Annotated in this window: 20 protein-coding genes; 6 read left to right on the top strand and 14 right to left on the bottom strand. The window is 69.6% G+C overall.

Annotated elements, in window-relative coordinates; genetic code table 11:
• Positions 1–17 precede the first annotated feature (17 nt).
• The 3 genes from F0U44_RS17055 to F0U44_RS17045 are packed head-to-tail and all read left to right on the top strand — an operon-like array spanning position 18 to position 4,068.
• Complete coding sequence (locus F0U44_RS17055; protein WP_246160582.1) at positions 18–1,325, top strand: D-arabinono-1,4-lactone oxidase; 1,308 nt, start codon at positions 18–20, stop codon at positions 1,323–1,325.
• Positions 1,322–2,515 (top strand): MFS transporter, encoded by a 1,194-nt coding sequence (locus F0U44_RS17050; RefSeq protein ID WP_149729564.1) that lies wholly within the window; start codon positions 1,322–1,324, stop codon positions 2,513–2,515. The genes F0U44_RS17055 and F0U44_RS17050 overlap by 4 nt, the downstream gene beginning before the upstream one ends.
• Complete coding sequence (locus F0U44_RS17045; protein WP_149729563.1) at positions 2,512–4,068, top strand: hypothetical protein; 1,557 nt, start codon at positions 2,512–2,514, stop codon at positions 4,066–4,068. The genes F0U44_RS17050 and F0U44_RS17045 overlap by 4 nt, the downstream gene beginning before the upstream one ends.
• Here F0U44_RS17045 and F0U44_RS17040 read toward each other — a convergent pair.
• Genes F0U44_RS17040 through F0U44_RS17025 form a run of 4 tightly spaced genes read right to left on the bottom strand, consistent with a single transcriptional unit; the run spans position 4,063 to position 7,188 of the window.
• Positions 4,063–5,748 carry a hypothetical protein gene (locus F0U44_RS17040; RefSeq protein WP_149729562.1) on the bottom strand — a complete coding sequence of 562 codons (1,686 nt, stop codon included), beginning with the start codon at positions 5,746–5,748 and terminating at the stop codon, positions 4,063–4,065. The two genes, F0U44_RS17045 and F0U44_RS17040, sit on opposite strands and share 6 nt — an antisense overlap.
• Before the next feature lie 16 nt (positions 5,749–5,764).
• Positions 5,765–6,187 (bottom strand): hypothetical protein, encoded by a 423-nt coding sequence (locus F0U44_RS17035; RefSeq protein WP_149729561.1) that lies wholly within the window; start codon positions 6,185–6,187, stop codon positions 5,765–5,767.
• Positions 6,187–6,564 (bottom strand): cupin domain-containing protein, encoded by a 378-nt coding sequence (locus F0U44_RS17030; protein ID WP_149729560.1) that lies wholly within the window; start codon positions 6,562–6,564, stop codon positions 6,187–6,189. Before F0U44_RS17030 ends, F0U44_RS17035 begins: the two co-directional genes overlap by 1 nt.
• A 60-nt stretch (positions 6,565–6,624) precedes the next feature.
• Positions 6,625–7,188, bottom strand: coding sequence for a TetR/AcrR family transcriptional regulator (locus F0U44_RS17025; RefSeq protein WP_188113532.1), 564 nt, complete (start codon positions 7,186–7,188; stop codon positions 6,625–6,627).
• A gap of 88 nt (positions 7,189–7,276) precedes the next feature.
• On the opposite strand from F0U44_RS17025, the gene F0U44_RS17020 reads away from it, so the two are divergent.
• Positions 7,277–7,765: a PPOX class F420-dependent oxidoreductase gene (locus tag F0U44_RS17020; protein ID WP_149729558.1), complete on the top strand. Its 489-nt coding sequence runs from the start codon at positions 7,277–7,279 to the stop codon at positions 7,763–7,765.
• Between the two features lie 12 nt (positions 7,766–7,777).
• Here F0U44_RS17020 and F0U44_RS17015 read toward each other — a convergent pair whose 3' ends face one another.
• From F0U44_RS17015 to F0U44_RS17000, 4 genes are all read right to left on the bottom strand, one after another.
• Positions 7,778–8,659 (bottom strand): hypothetical protein, encoded by an 882-nt coding sequence (locus F0U44_RS17015; protein WP_149729557.1) that lies wholly within the window; start codon positions 8,657–8,659, stop codon positions 7,778–7,780.
• 212 nt (positions 8,660–8,871) lie between these two features.
• On the bottom strand, positions 8,872–10,200 hold the full coding sequence (locus F0U44_RS17010; RefSeq protein ID WP_149729556.1) for an adenylate/guanylate cyclase domain-containing protein: 1,329 nt from the start codon (positions 10,198–10,200) through the stop codon (positions 8,872–8,874).
• The gene (locus F0U44_RS17005; protein WP_149729555.1) at positions 10,200–10,790 is read right to left on the bottom strand and encodes a DUF6529 family protein; all 591 of its coding nucleotides are present in this window, start codon (positions 10,788–10,790) and stop codon (positions 10,200–10,202) included. Before F0U44_RS17005 ends, F0U44_RS17010 begins: the two co-directional genes overlap by 1 nt.
• A gap of 56 nt (positions 10,791–10,846) precedes the next feature.
• A complete protein-coding gene (locus tag F0U44_RS17000) occupies positions 10,847–11,767 on the bottom strand; it encodes a hypothetical protein (protein ID WP_149729554.1) in 921 nt (306 codons plus the stop codon).
• Positions 11,768–11,850: 83 nt separating this feature from the next.
• Here F0U44_RS17000 and F0U44_RS16995 point away from each other — a divergent pair, with 83 nt between their 5' ends.
• Positions 11,851–12,303 (top strand): nitroreductase/quinone reductase family protein, encoded by a 453-nt coding sequence (locus F0U44_RS16995; protein ID WP_149729553.1) that lies wholly within the window; start codon positions 11,851–11,853, stop codon positions 12,301–12,303.
• A gap of 19 nt (positions 12,304–12,322) precedes the next feature.
• On the opposite strand, the gene F0U44_RS16990 is transcribed toward F0U44_RS16995, so the two are convergent.
• The 6 genes from F0U44_RS16990 to F0U44_RS23825 all read right to left on the bottom strand — a co-directional run bounded on the left by F0U44_RS16990 (position 12,323) and on the right by F0U44_RS23825 (position 17,269).
• On the bottom strand, positions 12,323–12,568 hold the full coding sequence (locus F0U44_RS16990) for a hypothetical protein (RefSeq protein WP_149729552.1): 246 nt from the start codon (positions 12,566–12,568) through the stop codon (positions 12,323–12,325).
• A 34-nt stretch (positions 12,569–12,602) separates the two neighbouring features.
• The gene (locus tag F0U44_RS16985; protein WP_149729551.1) at positions 12,603–13,091 is read right to left on the bottom strand and encodes a VOC family protein; all 489 of its coding nucleotides are present in this window, start codon (positions 13,089–13,091) and stop codon (positions 12,603–12,605) included.
• An 18-nt stretch (positions 13,092–13,109) separates the two neighbouring features.
• Positions 13,110–13,448 carry a P-II family nitrogen regulator gene (locus F0U44_RS16980; RefSeq protein ID WP_149729550.1) on the bottom strand — a complete coding sequence of 113 codons (339 nt, stop codon included), beginning with the start codon at positions 13,446–13,448 and terminating at the stop codon, positions 13,110–13,112.
• A 17-nt stretch (positions 13,449–13,465) separates the two neighbouring features.
• Complete coding sequence (locus tag F0U44_RS16975; protein ID WP_149729549.1) at positions 13,466–14,761, bottom strand: ammonium transporter; 1,296 nt, start codon at positions 14,759–14,761, stop codon at positions 13,466–13,468.
• A gap of 65 nt (positions 14,762–14,826) precedes the next feature.
• The gene (locus tag F0U44_RS16970) at positions 14,827–15,711 is read right to left on the bottom strand and encodes a Gfo/Idh/MocA family protein (protein ID WP_149729548.1); all 885 of its coding nucleotides are present in this window, start codon (positions 15,709–15,711) and stop codon (positions 14,827–14,829) included.
• 37 nt (positions 15,712–15,748) lie between these two features.
• Positions 15,749–17,269 carry a fatty acid desaturase gene (locus F0U44_RS23825; RefSeq protein ID WP_149729547.1) on the bottom strand — a complete coding sequence of 507 codons (1,521 nt, stop codon included), beginning with the start codon at positions 17,267–17,269 and terminating at the stop codon, positions 15,749–15,751.
• 179 nt (positions 17,270–17,448) lie between these two features.
• Between F0U44_RS23825 and F0U44_RS16960 the strand changes: the two genes are divergently transcribed.
• Entirely contained in the window at positions 17,449–18,807 is a 1,359-nt protein-coding gene (locus tag F0U44_RS16960) for a helix-turn-helix domain-containing protein (RefSeq protein ID WP_188113531.1), read from the top strand.

Genomic DNA, 18,807 nt, shown 5'->3' with positions numbered 1-18,807 from the left:
ACACGAGAGGAGCCGACGTGACCTGGACCAATTGGGCGCGCACCGAGACCGCCACCCCTGTCCGCATCGAGTCACCGGCCAGCACCGACGAGGTCGCTGGGTTGATCAAGTCCGCCATCAGCGACGGCCTCGCGGTCAAGGCGGTCGGCTCCGGACACTCCTTCACGGGTGCAGCCGTCGCCCCGGGCGTCCAGATGCGCCTCGACGCCCTCGACCGGGTGCTCGAGGTCGACCCGGCGACCGGCCTGGTCACCGTCGAGGCGGGCATCGCGCTGCACCGCCTCAATCCCCTGCTCGCCGAGCACGACCTCGCCATGGAGATCCTCGGCGACATCGACCGCCAGACGATCGCCGGTGCGATCTCGACGGGCACGCACGGCTCCGGCACCGAGTTCCGCTCGATCTCCCACCAGGTCCGCGCGCTCGAGCTCGCGCTCGCCGACGGTTCCGTGGTGACCTGCTCCCCCACCGAGCAGCCCGACCTGTTCGCCGCCGCCCGCGTCGGGCTGGGGGCGTTGGGTGTGATCACCAAGGTGACGCTGCAAACCGTTCCACTGTTCGCCCTCGAGGTGCGGGACGCTGCGATGCCCCTGACCGAGGTCCTCGACCGCACCCATGAGCTCGCCGGCGCCCACGACCACTTCGAGTTCTTCTGGTTCCCGTGGACCGACACCGCGCTGACCCGGACGTTCACCCGGCTGCCCGGCGACGCGTCGCTGGCACCACTCGGTTGGTGGAGCCGCGAGGTCGACGACAAGCTGATCACCAACGTGGGGCTCGAAGCGCTGTGCCGGGTCGGCGCGCGTTACCCGTCTCGGGTGCCGACCCACAACCGCCTCATCACCCGGGCAGTGTCGGACCGGACCTTCACCGACCTGTCGTTCAAAGTCTTCGCGTCCCATCGCAACGTGCGGTTCCGGGAGGGTGAGTACGCCGTCCCGCGTCCCGCGCTGGTGCCGACGCTCCGTGAGCTCAAGGCGTGGATCGAGAAGCACGAGGAGTTCGTCGCCTTCCCGTTCGAGGTCCGCTACGGCCGGAGCGACGACATGTGGCTCTCCCCCGCCCATGAGCGCGACGTCGCCTACATCGCCTTCCACCAGTACCACCGGATGCCGCACGAGCGCTTCTTCGCCGCCTGCTTCGACATCCTCGCTGCCGCCGGCGGACGCCCGCACTGGGGCAAGATGCACGACATGGCAGCTGCCGACCTCGCCGAGCGCTACCCGCGGTTCGCCGACTTCGTCGCGCTGCGCGACCGGCTGGACCCGAACGGCGTCTTCGCCAACCCCTACCTCGACCGCGTCCTCGGCCCGGCCGGGCGATGAGCACTCCCCCGCGCGCGGCGCGCCGTGCCGCCCTCGGGGCCTTCTCGATCCAGGGGTTCACGTTCGCCTCGCTCGCGACGCGGCTGCCCGAGGTCAAGGACGACTTCGGACTCGAGGACGCGCACATCCTGCTGCTCCTCGCGGCGGTGGCCGTGGCATCGGGCCTGGGCTCGCTGCTCGCCGGCCTCTACGCCGGAAGGCGCGGCAGCGCGGCAGCGCTCCGTCACGCGTCGGCACTCGCGTCAGTGACGGTCGTCCTGCCCTCGCTGATGCCCGACGTCGCGACGCTCGTGCTCGCGACCTGCGTCTACGGCGTCTTCCTCGGCGCGGTCGACGCGGCGATGAACATGCAGGGCGTCGCCGTGCAGGACGCCTACGGACGGCCGATCATGACCGGCTTCCACGCCATGTGGAGCGGGGCCGCCGTCCTCGGCGCAGTCCTCGCATCGGTCACTCTCGAGCTCGACCTCGGGCTGTTCCTGTCGATGGCGCTGGTCTCGCTCATCGGCCTCGCGGTCAACGTCGCGCTGCTCGGTGCGCTGCTCCAGCACGCCCCGATCGACGAGCCAGCCGTCACCACTGCCGATCGCCCCGCGCACCACGTGCCGTGGCTGCCGATCGTGCTGCTCGCCGTACCGACGACAGCGATGTGGCTCGCCGACTCGGCCACGTCGGTGTGGAGCGGGATCTACCTCACCGACGGACTCGACGTCGCCGCGAGCGCCGCGCCGATCGCCTATGCCGCCTACCAGCTCGTCCTGCTGCTGGTGCGGTTGGTCGGCGACCGCCTCGTCGCGCACCACGGCGCGGTCCGCGTCATCCGCGTCTGCGGGATCGCCAGCACCTGCGCTGCCGCCCTGATCGTGTGGGCACCGAACCTCGCCGTCGTCTACGTCGGCTTCGGCCTGCTCGGCGGTGGGCTCGCGCTGGTGCCGCCGCTCTCCTACGTCGCGGCTGCCCACCACGACGTCGAGGGTGGCGCCACAGCCATCGCCCGGGTCAACCTCGCCAACTACGCCGGTTATCTGTTGGCCGCGTTCACCATCGCGCTGGTGGCCGAGGTCGCCGGCAACAGGTGGATGTTCCTGGTGCCCCTCGCTGTCGTACCGCTCCTGCCCTTGATGGCGGCGCGGTTCTCCTCGCAGGTAGCGAGGCCGAGTGGGGCAGGCCGTGAGATCGTTCGGCCGTGACTGAGCCGACCTGGACTCCGGACGGGGTGTCGATCTACGCATTCCTCCGCAGCCAGTCCGACGAGGTCGGACGACTTCCCGACGGGCTCTCGCTACCCGACGAGCGACCCACACCGGGAGCCATCTCCTGGGCGCCGGGCGCCATGGACGGCGTCATGGGCCACCACGCCGGCGCCGGTCAGGCGACGCGCCAGGCAGGCTCGATCGCCGAGCTCGTGGTCAAGGCCTGCGGCCGACCGACCAAGGCGCGGCTGCGACGGCTGTACCGGGCCATCGACGATGCCGACGTGCTCGCGGTACTCGACCCGACGATCGAGCGCGTCGTCGCCGCGAAGCCCCAGCGCCACCAGCTCCACGACGTGGGCCGCTGGCTCGCCACCACCGCAACCGATCGCGGTGCTGTCAAGGTGGGCATCGCCCTGCTCGGTGTCTCGGGCCTCGAACGCGACGTCGACGTGGTGCGGGTCCTCGGTGCCCACGATGAATTCACGCTCTACGCCGCCGTCGCGCTGAAGAACGGTCTCGTCGACCCCGACTCAGAGTTGTGGGCACTCGCCGCGATCGTCGACGGCTGGGGTCGGATCCAGTGTGTCGAGGCGCTCAGCGCGACCGAGGATCCAGCGATCCGCGGATGGATCCTTCGCGAGGGCTACCGCAACTCGATCATGTACGAGTACCTCGCCTACATCGCTGCGACGACGGGGGGACTTGTCGCGGCGCTGCAGACGGTCGAACCCGATCGATCGCTTCTGACCGCCGCTGGCGAGATCCTCGGCGCCCTGGTGATGGGCGGCCCAGCGCGTGACCTCCACGACTACGAGCAGGGAGCCGAGGCGGTCGAGGCCTACCTGTCGCTGATGCGCACGCGCGCGGAGACGATCGGTGACTTCCAGACCGTCACGGCCCTTCACGGTTTCCTCGAGGACCAGGACGACTGGGACGACCTGACGGCGATGGGCTGGACCGCGACGCGCCGATCCGCGTTCGAGGCGTGGTGCGATGCGATCCTGGCCGACCCGCGCTGGGACGACCTGATCACGGTCGGGTTGCTCTCCACAGATTCTGGTGAGTTCCATCGTGCCGACGAGGCTGCACGCCGCAGGGGCATCGACACCTACGAGATCCACAAGCGCCGGATCATGACGGATCCACTCGGGTCGTCGTGGTTCCGCGCGTGGCAGCAGGCTGACTCGGACCGCGCCGCCGAACTGGCTCAGTTGGCTGTCGATCTGCTCCCGCTCGAGGAGATTGCGTCGGGCCCCGCCGACGAGCTCGGCCTCGGCCAGCCCTGGCGAGCACACGGCGCGCTGGACTGGACGCTGCAGGCGCTCCGCGACCACCCAGGCGTCGGCCAGGACCTGGTCATGACCGGCCTCCGGAGCCCGGTCACGCGCAACCGCAACATGGCTCTCCATGCACTGAAGGAGTGGCCGACCAGCCTGTGGCCCGTCGAGTCCGCGGCGGCGGTCGCCGATCTGCGTGCCACCGACCCGAACGCGAAGACCCAGGAGTTCGCCGGCGAGATCCTCCAGCGACTCGAGAGCGGGTCATAACCGCCAGTCGACGGCACTCTCCGGGTCGGGCTCGTAGCAGCACCTGAGTCCGGTGCGGACGTAGGTCGTCAGGTGCCGGGCCACGACCGGGTCGGCGGCGTGGATCGCATCGAGCGCCGTGGCGATCGCCTTGCGCACCGTGACCCGCGCCCGTTCCGCGCCGCTGCCGGTCACCCGTGCGCGGCCACCGAGACCGGTCGCGGCAGACACCTCGGCGAGCAACGCCTCGCGCTCGGCCGTCAGCTCCTCGCCACGGGACGCGTCGCCCCAGGTGTCGGCTTCGTCGAGTTCGCTGTCGATCTCCTGGAGCCGGCGACGGTACGACGCCAGGGCCTGTGCGTCGACGACCTCACCGAGTCCGCCCTGGTCGACGGTCTCGGCGCCGCCGGCCAGGCGCAGCGCCTCCAGCTCGACACCGGGTCGCGACACGAGGGCGTGGAGGTGCTCGAGCCCGCGGCGAGCCGGAATTGCGGTCTCCTGGTCACCCCGGCCGACCAACCAGACCCCGGCGGGACCCGGACGCAGGGTCATCGTCGTGGACCGGACGGCGTCGGGTGCCGCGGCTCCGCCGGTCGCCTCCAGCCGCTCGCGCCACCAGGTCGCACCGATCCGGCGGTAGGTCGCGAGCGCCTTCTCCCTCAGCGCCGCACCCCGCTCGTGATCCCCGAGCCGCTCACACGCGCGGGCGAGGGTGTCGTCGGTGACCCCGTGGAAGACCAACGCGCCGGAGTTGATCACCGCACGACCGGCGTAGGGCATCAGCAGCGGCGTGACCGTCTCGACGAGCTCGAGGAGGTCGGTGCGCAGCGCCACGTCGAGCAGCAGCTGGAGCACCAACAGGTAGTTGTGGTCGCGAGGCAGCTGGGCCAGCACCCTCGCGTCGAAATGGGCGGTCAGACGGCGCGCCTCGTCGGGCAAGCCGAGGCCGAGATAGATCCAGGCGATCTCGGCGAAGATCTCCCGGATGCCCTCCTGCTCGGCGATCTCCTCGCCGGCCCGCGCTCGAGCCAGCACCGGGTCGCTGCGGTCACCGGACTGAACGGCGGAGTAGCCGATCGCCGCACTCAACGCGAGCTCCCCGTCGGGCAGCTCGTCGGCGGTACCTGCCGCCATCGACACCAGGGGTTCGATCGTGTCGGTGCGCCCGCGCATCAGGTCGAGCATCAGGCGGCGAGTCGCCGCGAAGAACAGGGACCGGCGTGACTCCTCCCCCAGCCGCTCGAGCGCTCGCAGCTGCCGATTCAGCTCGGAGACGTCGAGGGTCTCGGCTGCCACGGTGAGCAGCCACAGGTGGGCCGTCGTGCGCGCGTCGACGTCGCTGAGGTGGGCGGCCGCGTCGGCGAGCTTGTGGGCGAGGTCGACCCGGACCTCCAGCTCGTCCGGCCCCCAGTGGGTCGCGAGCGCGGCGTCGAGGGCATCGGCGAGGACGATCGGATCACCGGAGGCCTCGGCGTGCTTGACGGCCGCAACGGCGAAGGGAGCCGCCCGGTTGCGCTGACCTGCATAGGCCCACAGGCGCGCGAGAGCGGCACCCAGGAGAGCGCGGTCACGATCGGACTCGCTGGCTTCGTAGGCCTCGAAGAGCACGGCGGGGATGTGGCCAGGCTCGGTGCCGAAGACGTAGGTACCGGCGAGGTCGAGCGCCGCACGGGTGCGCGGGCCGACCTCGCCGGTGTCCATGACCGTCATCGTGGCATCACGGGCGGAGCAGCGACACTGCCTCGCCGTGGCGCGCCACGAGCGCCTCGTCCCAGTCGCCGGTGCAGTAGACGCTGAGCTCGGTGACGCGGCCCTCGTCGTCGAGGTCGACGAGGAACGCCTCGCGGCAGTACCACTGCTGCCCGCCGTCCTCCCAGCGCTCCTCGACCTTGAGGGTGTATCCCGTCGGGCCGGCGAGGACCTTCTCGACCCGGGTGCGGCCGCCCGGCGGGTGCATCCCGTTCTTGGCCGAGATCAGCGCCTCGGCGCCCTGCACGTGGATCCGCCAGTGCGGGAGGGTGATGTCGGCGAACACGTCCGGCGCGAACAGTCCTTCGGTGGCTCCCGTCTCGCAGTAGGCGACGAAGCGTCGGACGCTCTCCTGGACCCGGGCGTCGGCCTCGGTGGCGACGGCGGTCATCACACGGCCCCGGCGGCAGCGAGGTTGCCCTCGACGACGGCCATCGTCGCCTCGAGACCCTCGGTGGGGCTGAACTCCACGAGGCTCGTGCCGGCCGCGATCAGCGGCAGGTGACCCGGGCCGGCGTAGTAGGCGTCGCCGGCACCGTAGGTCTCCTCGTGGTCGGCCCAGCGGAAGGTGATCTGGCCGCTCTGCACGACGCCCCAGTGGGCGCACTGGCAGCGGTCGTCGGGGAGGCCGGCGAAGAGTGGACCGGGGTCGACGTCCTCCGGATAGGACTCGAAACCGACGGTGTAGCCGTCGAGGTCGGCGTAGCGACCCTGGAGGACGGGCAGGTCCACGCTCACGGGCGTGGTCATCTTGTTGGCACTGGGCATCACTGCCTCCTTGGGGAGTGGGTTGGAGTGGCTCTCAACCAGGAGGCGTGACTTCCGGAGTCACATCGTGACGTGGGCCCTCGCGAGCGTGACGAGCTGCGCCTCGACGTCGTCGAACGGCTGCGTCGACCGCCTCGCGCGGGCCTGGACGAGGGCGCCCTCGACGGCGCTGATGACGAGACCCGCGAAGGACGGCGCGGCACCGCGCGGCATGCCCGAGGACACGAGCGCATCGGCCAGTGCGGCCGTCCAGGCGGCGAAGACCTCCCCGGCCGCGGCGACGACCGCCGCGTGCTCGGGACCCGCGGTGGCGGCGGCCACGACAGGACAACCGAGCCCGAAGTCGCTCTCGACAAGAGCGCTCCTCGACGACGCCACCACGAGGGCGACGATCTCGTCCGGCGTCCGAGGCTGAGCGTCGGCACGGAAGGTCATCACGTCTCCGGCGAGCCGCACCGAGGCCTCGACGAGCTCGTCCTTCCCGCCCGGGAAGTGCTGGTAGATCGACCCGCGGGCGGTGCCGCTGTGCGTGAGCAGCTCAGCCAGTCCCGTGCCCGCCACACCGTTGCGGCGCACCAGCTCGATCGCGCCGATGACCAGCCGCTCGCGTGGACCAGCTGTCACGAAGGTCACCTCCCCGAAGCGACCGATCTCTTGTACGGTCGATCTCAGCAGCATAGACCAATCGGTCTATCGATGAGCGGAGTCAACGATGAGCCTTGTTCCCCCACGCCTGTCCCGAGCCCTGGTGGCGACAGCCAAGAAGCCGATGGACGCGTCGATGGACGCGTCGGCCTTCGACGTCGTGGACCGCCCGGTCCGCGACGGCGACTTCGACGTCCTCGCCGGCCACCGGCACATGCTGCTCGTCACCTACAAGCGCGACGGCAGCGCCGTACCGGCGCCGGTGTGGTTCGCGCGCGAGGGCGAGCGGCTCTACGTCTGGACCGAGGTCAACGCCTACAAGGCCAAGCGGCTGCGCCGCGACCCGCGAGCACTGATCGCGCCGTGCGGCCCGACCGGCAAACCGCTCGGGGATCCGGTCGCCGCGACCGGGCGCGTGCTGGAGGACGAGGCCGAGCGCGCCCATGCCGCAAAGGTGATCCGCTCGCAGTGGTCGTGGTGGCAGCGCGCGTTCGAGCGAGTGAGCCGCCCGATGACGGCGGTGCACTACCTGGAGCTCACCGCCGCCACCGATTGAGGCGCCGCCCCGTCAGCGACCCTGGTGAGTCCTGGGCGGCGGCGACGGCTGGGTCGAGATCGGGCCCGTCGCGTCCCCCACGGCTGTGGCCATGATCGTGATCTCGTAGATATCAACGGCTCCGGCGACGAGACCGCACTCGACCTCGATATCGCCACCGCCAGTCGCCAAGAGACCGTTCAACGTGATGGTCGCGTTCTTGATCGGCGTCATGACGTTCGCGAAGCGATCTTGCCCGAAGTAGCCCCCGCTCGGCGTCCGCAGGTAGCAGTTGAAGTAGCCGTTCGAGGAGTTGTTGTAGCCCGAGAGGGAGGCCTCGACAGCGTAGTTCCCAGCGGGCACGGTCAGACTGCCGACGGTGCTGGTGCCGACGAGCGTGGTGTAGGTCGGGTCTTGGGAGTAGAAGACCGCGGGCATTGCCGGCTCCGCCCAGGCTGCGTCATCACCGCCGACGTTCGTCAGCACCTGACCATCAGAGCCGCCGATCCCGCTGATGTCGTCGGCCTCGACCTCGGTCGAGTAGCCGTTGATCGTGGCCTTCACCTTCGCCTTCGCTGCACTGCTGTTGACGAAGGCGACCTGGTTCTTCTGCCCGATGTCCGTGGTGATCGTCGCAGTGCTCGTGCCGCTCGGAGCCCAGGACACCGTCTGGCCGCTCGAACCTGCCGGGTTGCCCGACGGGTAGAAGCTGAGTGTGCCGCCCGCGGCGCCCGTCACGGTCACCGTCATCCGGACCGTCGTCGCGTTGGTGGGCACCGTGGTGCTTCCTCCCGACACGGTCACGAGCTTGGTCGCGCTCGCGTTGACGCTGCTGTTCAGCACCTGTTTCGACGGCACGAGCGGGGTGAAGTGGACGTCGACGCTCGGCGAAGAGGCGTCCGAGACTCCGACCAACAAACCCGCACCTAGCGCGATCGCTCCGACGGCCACGCCCCGGCGTGCCCAAGTTCCGCTACCTGATCCACCTGCCCGGCGCGCACGCCGACCCAACGAAAACCCCATGATGCGACCTCGGTCCGATCGCCGGGCCCGGATGGCCCGGGATACCTCCCAGTGCAGACCTCCTTACTCAAGGGGTCAATCCGTCGGCCGGACGATTCTGCCCGTCACGGGCCATCGACGGCATAGATCCGCCACTGGTCGGGGATGCCCTTGAGCACGTGCTCACCTCGGTCGGCGAACCCGATGCCGGAGCCGGCGACGAGGTCCTTGACCGTGCCGGAGACCAACACCTCACCGGCGCCGGACAGCGCGCCCACCCGTGCGGCGATGTGGACCGCGATGCCCGCGACGTCGTCGCCGACCAGCTCGACCTCACCGGTGTGCAGGCCGACCCGCACCTCGATGTCCAGAGCCCGTACGGCGTCGGTCATCGCCGACGCACAGCGGATCGCGCGGGCGGGACCGTCGAAGGTCGCGAGCATGCCGTCCCCGAGGGTCTTCACCTCGTTGCCCCGGAAGCGGACGAGCTCGCGGCGCAACACCTCGTTCTGCGCATCGAGGAGCTCACGCCACGCCCGGTCGCCCATGGCCGATGCCCGCTTCGTGGAGTCGACGATGTCGGTGAACATCACCGTGGCCAGCACCCGGTCCACCTCCACCGTGCGGCGGCTGCCGGTCAGGAACTCCTCGATCTCGTCGATCAGCGCGTCCCCGTCGCCCGCGAAGATCGCGTGGTCGATGCCGTCCAGCTCGACGTAGGTCGCCCCGGGGATCTGGCCGGCCATCCACTTCGACGCCTGGTAGTTGACCGCCCGGTCGCCGCGCCGATGCAGGACCAGGGTCGGCACCTCGACGGTCGGCAGGATCGCCCGCACGTCGATGTCGAGGAACATCCGGAAGAGCTGGTCGAGCATCGCCGGCGTCGCGGCGTAGCGCTGGAGCCGCGCGTAGAGCTGACGAGCGAGCGGGATGTCGGCGAGGCTCGGCGCCATCACATCGAGGATCGCGCCTTCGTAGAGGAAGGGCGCCATCTCCTGCGACGACTCCATCAGGTCGTCGACAGGGGTGGCCCAGGGATAGTCGGGAGCCCAGGTCGAGCGAGCCATGCCGCCGTACAGGACCAGCGCGCTGACCAGCTCGGGGTGGGACGCCGCGAACAGCACGGACATCGGCACCCCCTCGGAGATGCCGATGATCGCGGCCCGCTCCGAGCCGGCGGCCTCCATGACCGCGCGTACGTCGTCCATCCGCTCCTCGAGGGTCGGCGCTCCGACCACGGGGTCGGAGAGTCCGCTCCCCCGCTTGTCGAAGAGGATCAGTCGGGCGAAGGTCGAGAGCCGCTCGAGGATGTGGACGGCCGTCGGGATCTCCCAGATCAGCTCCACGTGGGAGACGAACCCGGGCACGATCACGATGTCGATCGGCCCCTCGCCGACCACCTGGTAGGCGACCGAGACGTCGCCGGACCTGGCGTAACGCGTCTGCGGCGTCATCAGGCGCGGCTCGGCCAACCGTTGTCGCCGATGTAGTAGGCGGCCGAGGTCAGCACCGCGGCGATGAGCAGCGTGAAGAGCAGCCCACCGGCGAGCGGGAGGAACCAACCGGGTGCGCGCTTCGAACGTACGGCGACGATCTTGACCACGATCGCGCCGAACACGATGCACCCGAGGATCTCGTGCACGATCGTCCGCGCCGGCACGTGATAGCCGGTGTCGGTGACGCCGGTCTCCCAGCCGACGGACCACAGGCAGTGGTAGCCGACGAAGACGGAGAGCAGCAGGACCAGCGTGCCTCCCGCCCGGTGCGCCTTGCCGAGCCAGCTCGGCGCCTTGATCGGGAGCTTGCCGTAGATCCAGAGCGCTCCGATCACCTGACCGACCGCCAGCACCCCGATCACGACGGCGACCACCGTCTTCATCGCGAGCACGTTGCTGTAGCCGAGGGTCGTGGTGCCATCGAGCGTCGGGTCGTGCACCTTGCTGAAGATGCCGAGGAGCAGGGCCACCACTCCACCGACCGCGAACGCGGTCAGCGGGACAGCCATGCTCTTCGGCGCGGTGGGAGGTGCCGCGGTGTCCGCCATGGGCACAGGATGCTCTGATCCGCGTCCGTTGGGAATGGCCCGCAGTCGCTCAGGTCTCAGGGGCTCACCAGGGTCGCCTGCGCGGTGGTGAAGCCGACGGCGACGGAGATCCCGTCGTTGACTCCGTCACTGCCGGGCAGGCCGTCGGCCCCGACGAGGTCGACATCAGGCAGGAACACCCCGCTGAAAAGCGCGTTGCTACGGAGCTCGTCCGCCGTGACGACCAGATCGTCGTCGGCGTCGAAGAGCTGTTGAACGGTGGCGCCGGGCCCGCTGCAGGAGGCCGGTCCCGGGCCGGGGCAGTCACGATCGACGACGACTTGGAAGAACTCAGCGAACTTCGGCACGACGATCGCGTCGAATCGCGCGGCGCTGATGCCACCGTTGATCTGCCCACCGATGCAGCCGCGCCGAAAACACTTGGCGGCGATCACGGCCTTGGTCAGCCGGAGCCGGAACGGCCCGGTGCCGAAGTCGAGGCGGACCGGGACCCGGCCCGGGACCGTCTTCACGATGTGGTCCTGGATGACGGCCGCCAGCCGCCGGGAGTGCAGCTGGTCACTGGGCAGCACGAACGTCCCAGCACCCGAAAGGTCCGGATCGGGCGTCGGATCGCCGTACCAGACCTGCCAGTGAGCGGCATTCGAGTCGGCCAGCGAAGCGGTCCGCAACGAGTGCAGCATCACGATGTCGCCGTGTGCCAGGTCTGCCGCCAACACGTCGTCGACGGCCAAGCCCGCCCCCGACAGCGCCGCCATCGCCCGGCCCATGGCGTTGTCACGATCGCCATCGCCGTCGACGTCGACCGCGAGGCCATCGGCCTGGGCGACGGTGGTGCCGACCCACATCGAGTCTGCGACCATCCCGCGGCCGGGTTGTGGGGGCTTGGCGGCAGCGACGTCGGCGCGCGCGTGGCCGAATTGGGCCGCGACGAGTGCGGCGAGGAGGGTTGCGGTAGTGATCATCCGTCCGGGCATGGCATCCCCTTGGTCTCTCCTCGAGAATTCCACAGAATCATCCGCAGGGCGAGAGGGACGATCGTCGGTGCCATGCTCACCTCATGAAGCTCCCCTCGCTGCCCAGCCAGCGCGACGTCTTCCTCAAGACGCTCGACGCCCACCAGGCCGTCTACGAGAAGAGCCACGGCGTGCTCGGCCACCGGCTCCTCGCCGGCATGCCGACGCTGCTGCTGCGCACGACCGGCCGCAAGACCGGCCAGACCCGCACCACGGCGCTCGTCTATGCGAAGGACGCCGGCCGGCACCTGGTCGTCGGGTCCAACGGCGGCCACCGGCGCGACCCCGCCTGGATCCTCAACCTCGAGGCGAAGCCGGAGGTCGAGATCCAGGTCGGCGTACGACGATCAGCGGTGACGGCGAGCGTCGTACGCACCGACGACCCGGACTACGAGCGGCTCTTCGCCCTCTGCAACAAGGCCAACCGCGGCACGTTCGCGAAGTACCGCACCCGCACCGAGCGGCCGCTGCCGATCGTGGTCCTCACGCGCCGCTGACGACGGCGCCATCCCCGGCTCAGGTGAGGTGGATGCCGAAGACGTCGAAGTCGAAGAAGATCAGCGCCGGCCACGCCGCGACGTGTAGCGCGTAGGTCGCCATCTTCTCGATGCCGATCGCATGGACCGTGTCGGCGTGACCGTCGGCCCAGAACAGACCGATCAGCACGTAGAACGCGAGGATGAATCCGGCCGCGCTGATCCACTCACCCAGCGTCATCGGCTTGTCGTCCGTCGCAGCGGCGGCCCTGGTCTCCGTCTCCATGACCGCGGAACTTACTACAGTGCTGTAGTAATTGCTAGCGCGCCTTGATGGAGGCGTAGAGCGCCCGGATGTCGTCGCCGAGCTCGGCGAGCTCGACGTACGGCGCACCCCAACCGGCGCCGTCGACGTAGGCGAACGACATCATCCCGCCACCCATGACACCCTGCTGCACGATCTCCATCCCCGCCGCTCGAGCACGCTCGATCGATGCGGCCAGGTCGGGCGTCTCGAAGCAGATGTGGTGCAGTCCAGGCCCTGATCGGGCGAGGAACTCGGTGTAGATGGACTCCCCCGCCACCGGCTGGATCAGCTCCAGCTGGAGGTCGCCGATGTAGGCCATCGAGACGTGTGCGGTGAAGTCGGCCGGCTGCCCACGGTAGGTCGCCTCCTCAGGACCGAACCTCACGTCGGGGATCCGCAGGAACGGCCCAGCGCCGAAGTGCTCGCGGTGGAAGGTCTCGGCAGCAGCGATGTCCTCGACCACCCAGCACACCTGGATGATCGGACCGGAGGCGATGGTCATGCGCTGACCCTAGAGGGATCAGATCGCGGCGGCGCCGCTCTCCCCCGTGCGCACCCGGTGGACCGACTCGATCGGGCTGACCCAGATCTTGCCGTCGCCGATCTTGCCCGTGGCTGCGGAGTTGCGGATGGTCTCGACGATCTGGTCGACCTCGGGGTCCTCGGTGACGATCTCGATGCGGACCTTGGGGACGAGCAGCACGTCGTACTCGGCACCGCGGTAGACCTCGGTGTGGCCCTTCTGGCGGCCGTAGCCACTGACCTCGGTGAGGGTCATGCCCGTGACCCCGAGCAGCTCGAGCGCCTCGCGCACAGTCTCCCAACGGTGGGGACGGATGACGGCGGTGATCATCTTCATGGCGTGATCCTGTCGCTTCAGTTGGGTCCGCCGCCACCGAAGTGAGGACGGCCGCCGCCGCCGGCGGCGGCGTGCAGGTCATAGGCGGTCTCCGCGTGGATCACCAGGTCGACGCCGGAGGACTCGTGGTCCGCATCGACCCGGAAGCCCATCGTCTTGTCGAGGATCCAGACGATCGCCGCGGTCATGGTGAAGGAGAAGACCAGGGTGGCCCCGGCCGCCACCAGCTGCTTGCCGAGCTGGTCGGCTCCCCCGCCGTAGAGGAGGCCGTCGACCGACGTCACGTCGGAGGAAGCCAGGAAGCCGATCAGGATGGTGCCGACGAGGCCGCCGACGAGGTGGACGCCGACGACGTCGAGCGAGTCGTCGTAGCCGAACCGGTACTTGAGACCGACGGCGACCGCACAGATCGCACCCGCGGCAATGCCGATGACCATCGCCCCGAGCGGCGTCACCGTGCCGCAGGACGGCGTGATCGCGACCAGGCCGGCGACCGCGCCCGATGCCGCGCCGAACGACGTTGCGTGGCCGTCGCGGACGCGCTCGACGGCGAGCCAGGCGAGCAGGCCGGTGCAACCGGCGAGCAGGGTGTTGACGAAGGCGACGGCAGCGAGCCCGTTGGCACCGAGCGCCGAGCCGGCGTTGAAGCCGAACCACCCGAACCACAGGAGGCCGGCGCCGATCATGACCAGGGTCAGGTTGTGGGGCTTCATCGGCTCACGGCCGAAGCCCAGGCGCTGGCCGAGCACCAGCGCCGCAGCCAGGCCGGCCGCACCGGAGTTGATCTCGACCGCGGTGCCGCCCGCGAAGTCGAGGGCGTGCAGCTGGTTGGCCATCCAGCCACCCACATGACCGTCCGAGCTGAAGTCGAAGATCCAGTGCGCGACGGGCGCGTAGACCAGGACCGTCCACACGGCGCAGAAGACCAGCCAGGTGCCGAAACGGGTGCGGTCGGCGATCGCGCCAGCGATCAGCGCGACGGTGATCACGGCGAACAGGCCCTGGAAGATCGCGAAGAGGATCGTCGGCAGCTCCACGCTCTCGACATCGACCAAGCCGTCGAAGAAGAGGTACTGCGTCGGATCGCCGAAGAGGCCACCGACGACGTCGTCGCCGAAGGCGATCGAGTAGCCGACGATGACCCACACGACGGTCACGACGGCGAGCGCGCCGAAGACCATCATCATCATGTTGAGGACGCTCTTGGCGCGCACCATGCCGCCGTAGAAGAACGCCAACCCTGGCGCCATCAGGAGCACGAGGGCGGAGGACGTGAGCAACCAGGCGGTGTCACCTGCGGCAGTCGGATTCACCGGAACAGATTCGGGGGCGCGTGTTTCGTCCTCGTAACAGGCTCATCGCTTGTGTTACGTGTGCGTTAACAGCCGTCCGCGAGCTGACCGGCGGCGTCCGCCAGCAGCTCGACGACCTGGACGCCGAAGTCGATGCCCAGCGGATGAGGAGCGCCTGAAGCGGCCGCGGCCACCAGTTCACGCACCGCCTCACCGAACGCGTCGTGCAGCGCCCCCTCCGGCCGTGGCGGCATCGGCAGCACGCCCGCATCACCCCACACCGCGGCGTCGAAGCCCGCGGCCGCGGGCGGCGCGAAGACCGACAGCGTCGCTGTGCTGGTCGCTCCACCAGCGTGAGCGAAGGTCAGGATGACCAGGTCGGCGGGACCGCCGCTCGCGCGCACGGACTCGATGGGCCCGAGTGCGGCCGACAGGGTCGAGACGGCGTGCGGGCCGATGTCCCACAAGGCGCCCTGTTCCTGGCGCCACTGCGAGGCGCCGAACGGATTGCCGTCCGTGTGCAACGCACTGAACCAGCGCAGCCAGCCGCCCCGCCAGCCGCCCGTGCGCTGGACCTCGGCGAACCACGCCTGCTGAGAGCCGATGAACCGGTCGGTGAAGAACACCACCGAGGAGACGCCCGACCCGTCGACGGCGTCACGGAGGCTCCGTGCGCGATCGGGATCGGTGGCGACCGGCTTCTCCAGGAGCAGGTGCCGACCGGCCCTCGCGGCCCGCGCCGCGAGCTCGGCCTGGACGCCAGGCGGTACGGCGAAGGCGACCGCCTCGACGTCCGCGATCAGCGCGTCGACGTCGGGGTAGGCAGGCACCCCGAGCTTGCTCGCGAGCATCGACGCCCGCTCCGGCGACCGGCCCCAGAGCCCGACGAGATCGACGCCGTCCAAGCGCGCCAGTGCGGGGCCGTGGACCTTGTCGGCCCACGGCCCCGTACCGATCAGTCCGAACCTCATGGCAGCACTCTGCCTCAGGGCCCGGTCTCAGCCGGCGTCAGCCGGTGCGGACCTCCAGCGTCTCCGGGTCGACGGGGACGAAGTCGACCTTCTCGCGGACGCCGCAGTCGGGGCAGCACCAGTCGTCGGGGATCTCGGTCCAGGCCGTTCCAGCCGCGAAGCCCTCGTGCTCGTTGCCCGCCGCGACCTCGTAGACGTAGCCGCAGCCCGGGCACTTGGCCGCGAGGATTTCAACCTGGAAGTCCTGGACGGTGATGTCGGCATCGACCTGGACGCCGTGCTCCACCGCGCCGTACTTGGCGAAGTACTTGGCACGCTTGCGCGGCGCGATGTTGGCCAGCGTGACGTCGCCACCGAGGTGCGCGACGACCTTGTCGTCCATCACCGCTCGCCAGACCGGCGGGAAGAGCGCCATCACGATGCAGCCGGCGTAGCCCATCGGCAGGGTCGGCGACTCGTCGAAGGCGCGCAGCGTCTGGTAGCGCCGGGTCGGGTTGGCGTGGTGGTCGCTGTGGCGCTGCAGGTGGTAGAGGAACACGTTGGTCACGATGTTGTTGCTGTTCCACGAGTGCGTCGGGTTGACCCGCTCGTAGCGCTGCTTGCCCTCGGGACCGACCTTCTGGCGCAGCATCCCGTAGTGCTCGAGGAAGTTGACGACCTCGAGGAGGGAGAAGCCCACGACGGCCTGCAGGACGAGGTAAGGCGCGATGCCCCAACCGAACACGGCGACCAGCCCACCGAAGAGGACCACGGACATCAGCCAGGCGTTGAGCACGTCGTTGCCCAGGTGGAACGGGTGGGTGTCCTTGCGGCGGTAGCGCTTGGACTCCAGCTCCCACGCGCTCTTCAAGGAGCCACTGACCGTGCGGGGCCAGAACTGGTAGAAGTTCTCGCCCAGTCGCGAGGACGCGGGGTCCTCGGGCGTGGCCACGCGGACGTGGTGACCGCGGTTGTGCTCGATGTAGAAGTGGCCGTAGAAGCTCTGTGCGAGGGCGATCTTCGAGAGCCAACGCTCGTTGGCCTCGCGCTTGTGGCCCAGCTCGTGGGCGGTGTTGATGCCGATGCCGGCGATGCAGCCGATCGACAGTGCGAGACCGACCTTGTCGACGACCGAGAGGCTCAGGTCAGCGACCAGCTTCGGGCTCAGCGTGTCGGCGATCCAACCCGTGGCACCGACGAGGTCGGCGACCCAGGTGACCGGGTTGACCCCGGCGATCATCGCCATGGCAGCGACCAGGCCGGCGTACTGGATCGGGAGGTAGGCGTAGGTGATCCACCGGTAGTACTTGTCGTTCTCCAGCGCCTCGATCAGGTCGTCCGGCGGGTTCTCGGAGTCGAGACCCAGCACCACGTCGAGGATCGGGATGATCACGAAGACCAGGATCGGACCCAACCACAGGGCAGCGCTCCAGCCCAGCAGCGTGTAGCCGGCGAACGCGAGGAACGCGATGCTCGGCACGACCAGGCCGAACAGCCACAGGTAGCGCTTCTTGTCCTTCCAGCCCGTGCCGTCCACCTCGGGGACCGCCATGACCGGGTCGGTGCTCGAAGTCGTCATCGACTCTTCGCCTCCTTCGTCCGCCGCTTCCACGGCATCTCGATCGAACTTGACATCAGGCTAGTATTTGTAAACCTCGTTTGACAAGAAGATGTGATTTGTAAAACGTCGTCGATTCCTTTGCCGTGTCCATCGGTGACTTTGTCCGCGATCGAGCGTTGGGGGTCACAATGAGTCACATGCACGCCAGCAACGCAGAGCTCCTCCACGCCGTCGACCTGACGGCGCTCGGTGCGCGTCTGCGTGCGGCGCGGTTGGCGCGTGGCTGGACCCAGACCGACCTCGCCGGCGGCGAGGTCTCGGTCGGCTACGTCTCCCGCATCGAGAGCGGCACCCGACGGCCCAACCTGGCTGTGCTCACCAGCCTCGCCTCGCGCCTCGGCACCCCGATCGAGCAGCTCCTCCTGGGCATGAGCGCGACGCAGTACGACGACATCCGGCTCGGTCTCGACTACGCCGAGCTCGCGCTGGAGACCGGCGAGGCGGTCGACGCCGAGCGCCAGGCTCGGGAACAGCTGGCCGTCGCCGAGGAAGCATCCCTCGCCGACCTCAGCCACCGCGGCCGCTACCTGCTTGCTCGCGCGCTGGAGACCAACGGTGACCTCGACGGCGCGATCCTCGAGCTCGAGACGCTCGTCGCGTCCGCTCCCGGCCCGATGGTCATCACCGGCGGCATCGCTCTGGTGCGTTGCTACAAGGAGACCGGCGACCTCTCGCTTGCGATCGAGGTCGGCGAGCGGCTCGAGGCAAGGATCACCGACGCGGGTCTCGACCACTGCGACGAGGCGGTGCTCTTCGCGGTCAATCTCGCCGGCACCTACATCCGCCGCGGCGACCTCCACAAGGCATCGCGCATCTGCGCAGAAGCCGTACGGCGCGCCGACGAGCTCGGGTCAGCGCGTGCTCGCGCGGGTGCCTATTGGAACGCCAGCCTGGTCCAGGCCCAACGTGGCGACACCTCCGCAGCTGCTCCCCTGGCGTCCCGTGCGCTCGCCCTGCTTTCGGAGGGCAACGACGCCCGCAACCTCGCTCGCCTTCGCGCCAAGCTCGGCGAGCTCCAGCTCCAGCTCGACCCGCCCCTGATCGACGAGGCACAGCGCAACCTCCGACGCGCCCGCGAGGAGATGTCGGCGTCGAGCGCGAGCGAGGTCGACCTGGCTGCGACGGACATCCGCATCGCCCAGTCGCACGTCATGGCGGGTGAGCCAGAGGTCGCGCTCGAGCTCACCGGCCGAGCCGAGGAAGCGGCTGGCCCGCGCGCGGCAAGCGTGCACGCGGAAGCCCGGGTCGTCCGCGGGCAGGCGCTGGCCGCGCTGGGTCGCGGCGCCGATGCCCACGCGTCCTACACCGAGGCGATGCACATCCTCACCGCAGCCGGCGCCGACAGGTCGGTCGCTCAGCTCTGGTTCGAGCTGGCCGGGCTGATGGAGGAAGCGGGCGATCTCGACCGAGCGCGAGAGGCCTACCGCAACGCCGCGTCGACGACGGGCCTGACCTCGCGGCGCTCGATCGCGCGAGAGGTCCCGACCGGGATCTAG

This window comes from Nocardioides humilatus, from assembly GCF_008373755.1.
GTDB lineage: Bacteria > Actinomycetota > Actinomycetes > Propionibacteriales > Nocardioidaceae > Nocardioides > Nocardioides humilatus.
Note: the sequence above shows the minus strand (reverse complement) of the source record. Positions and strands in the feature narration are given on the sequence as shown.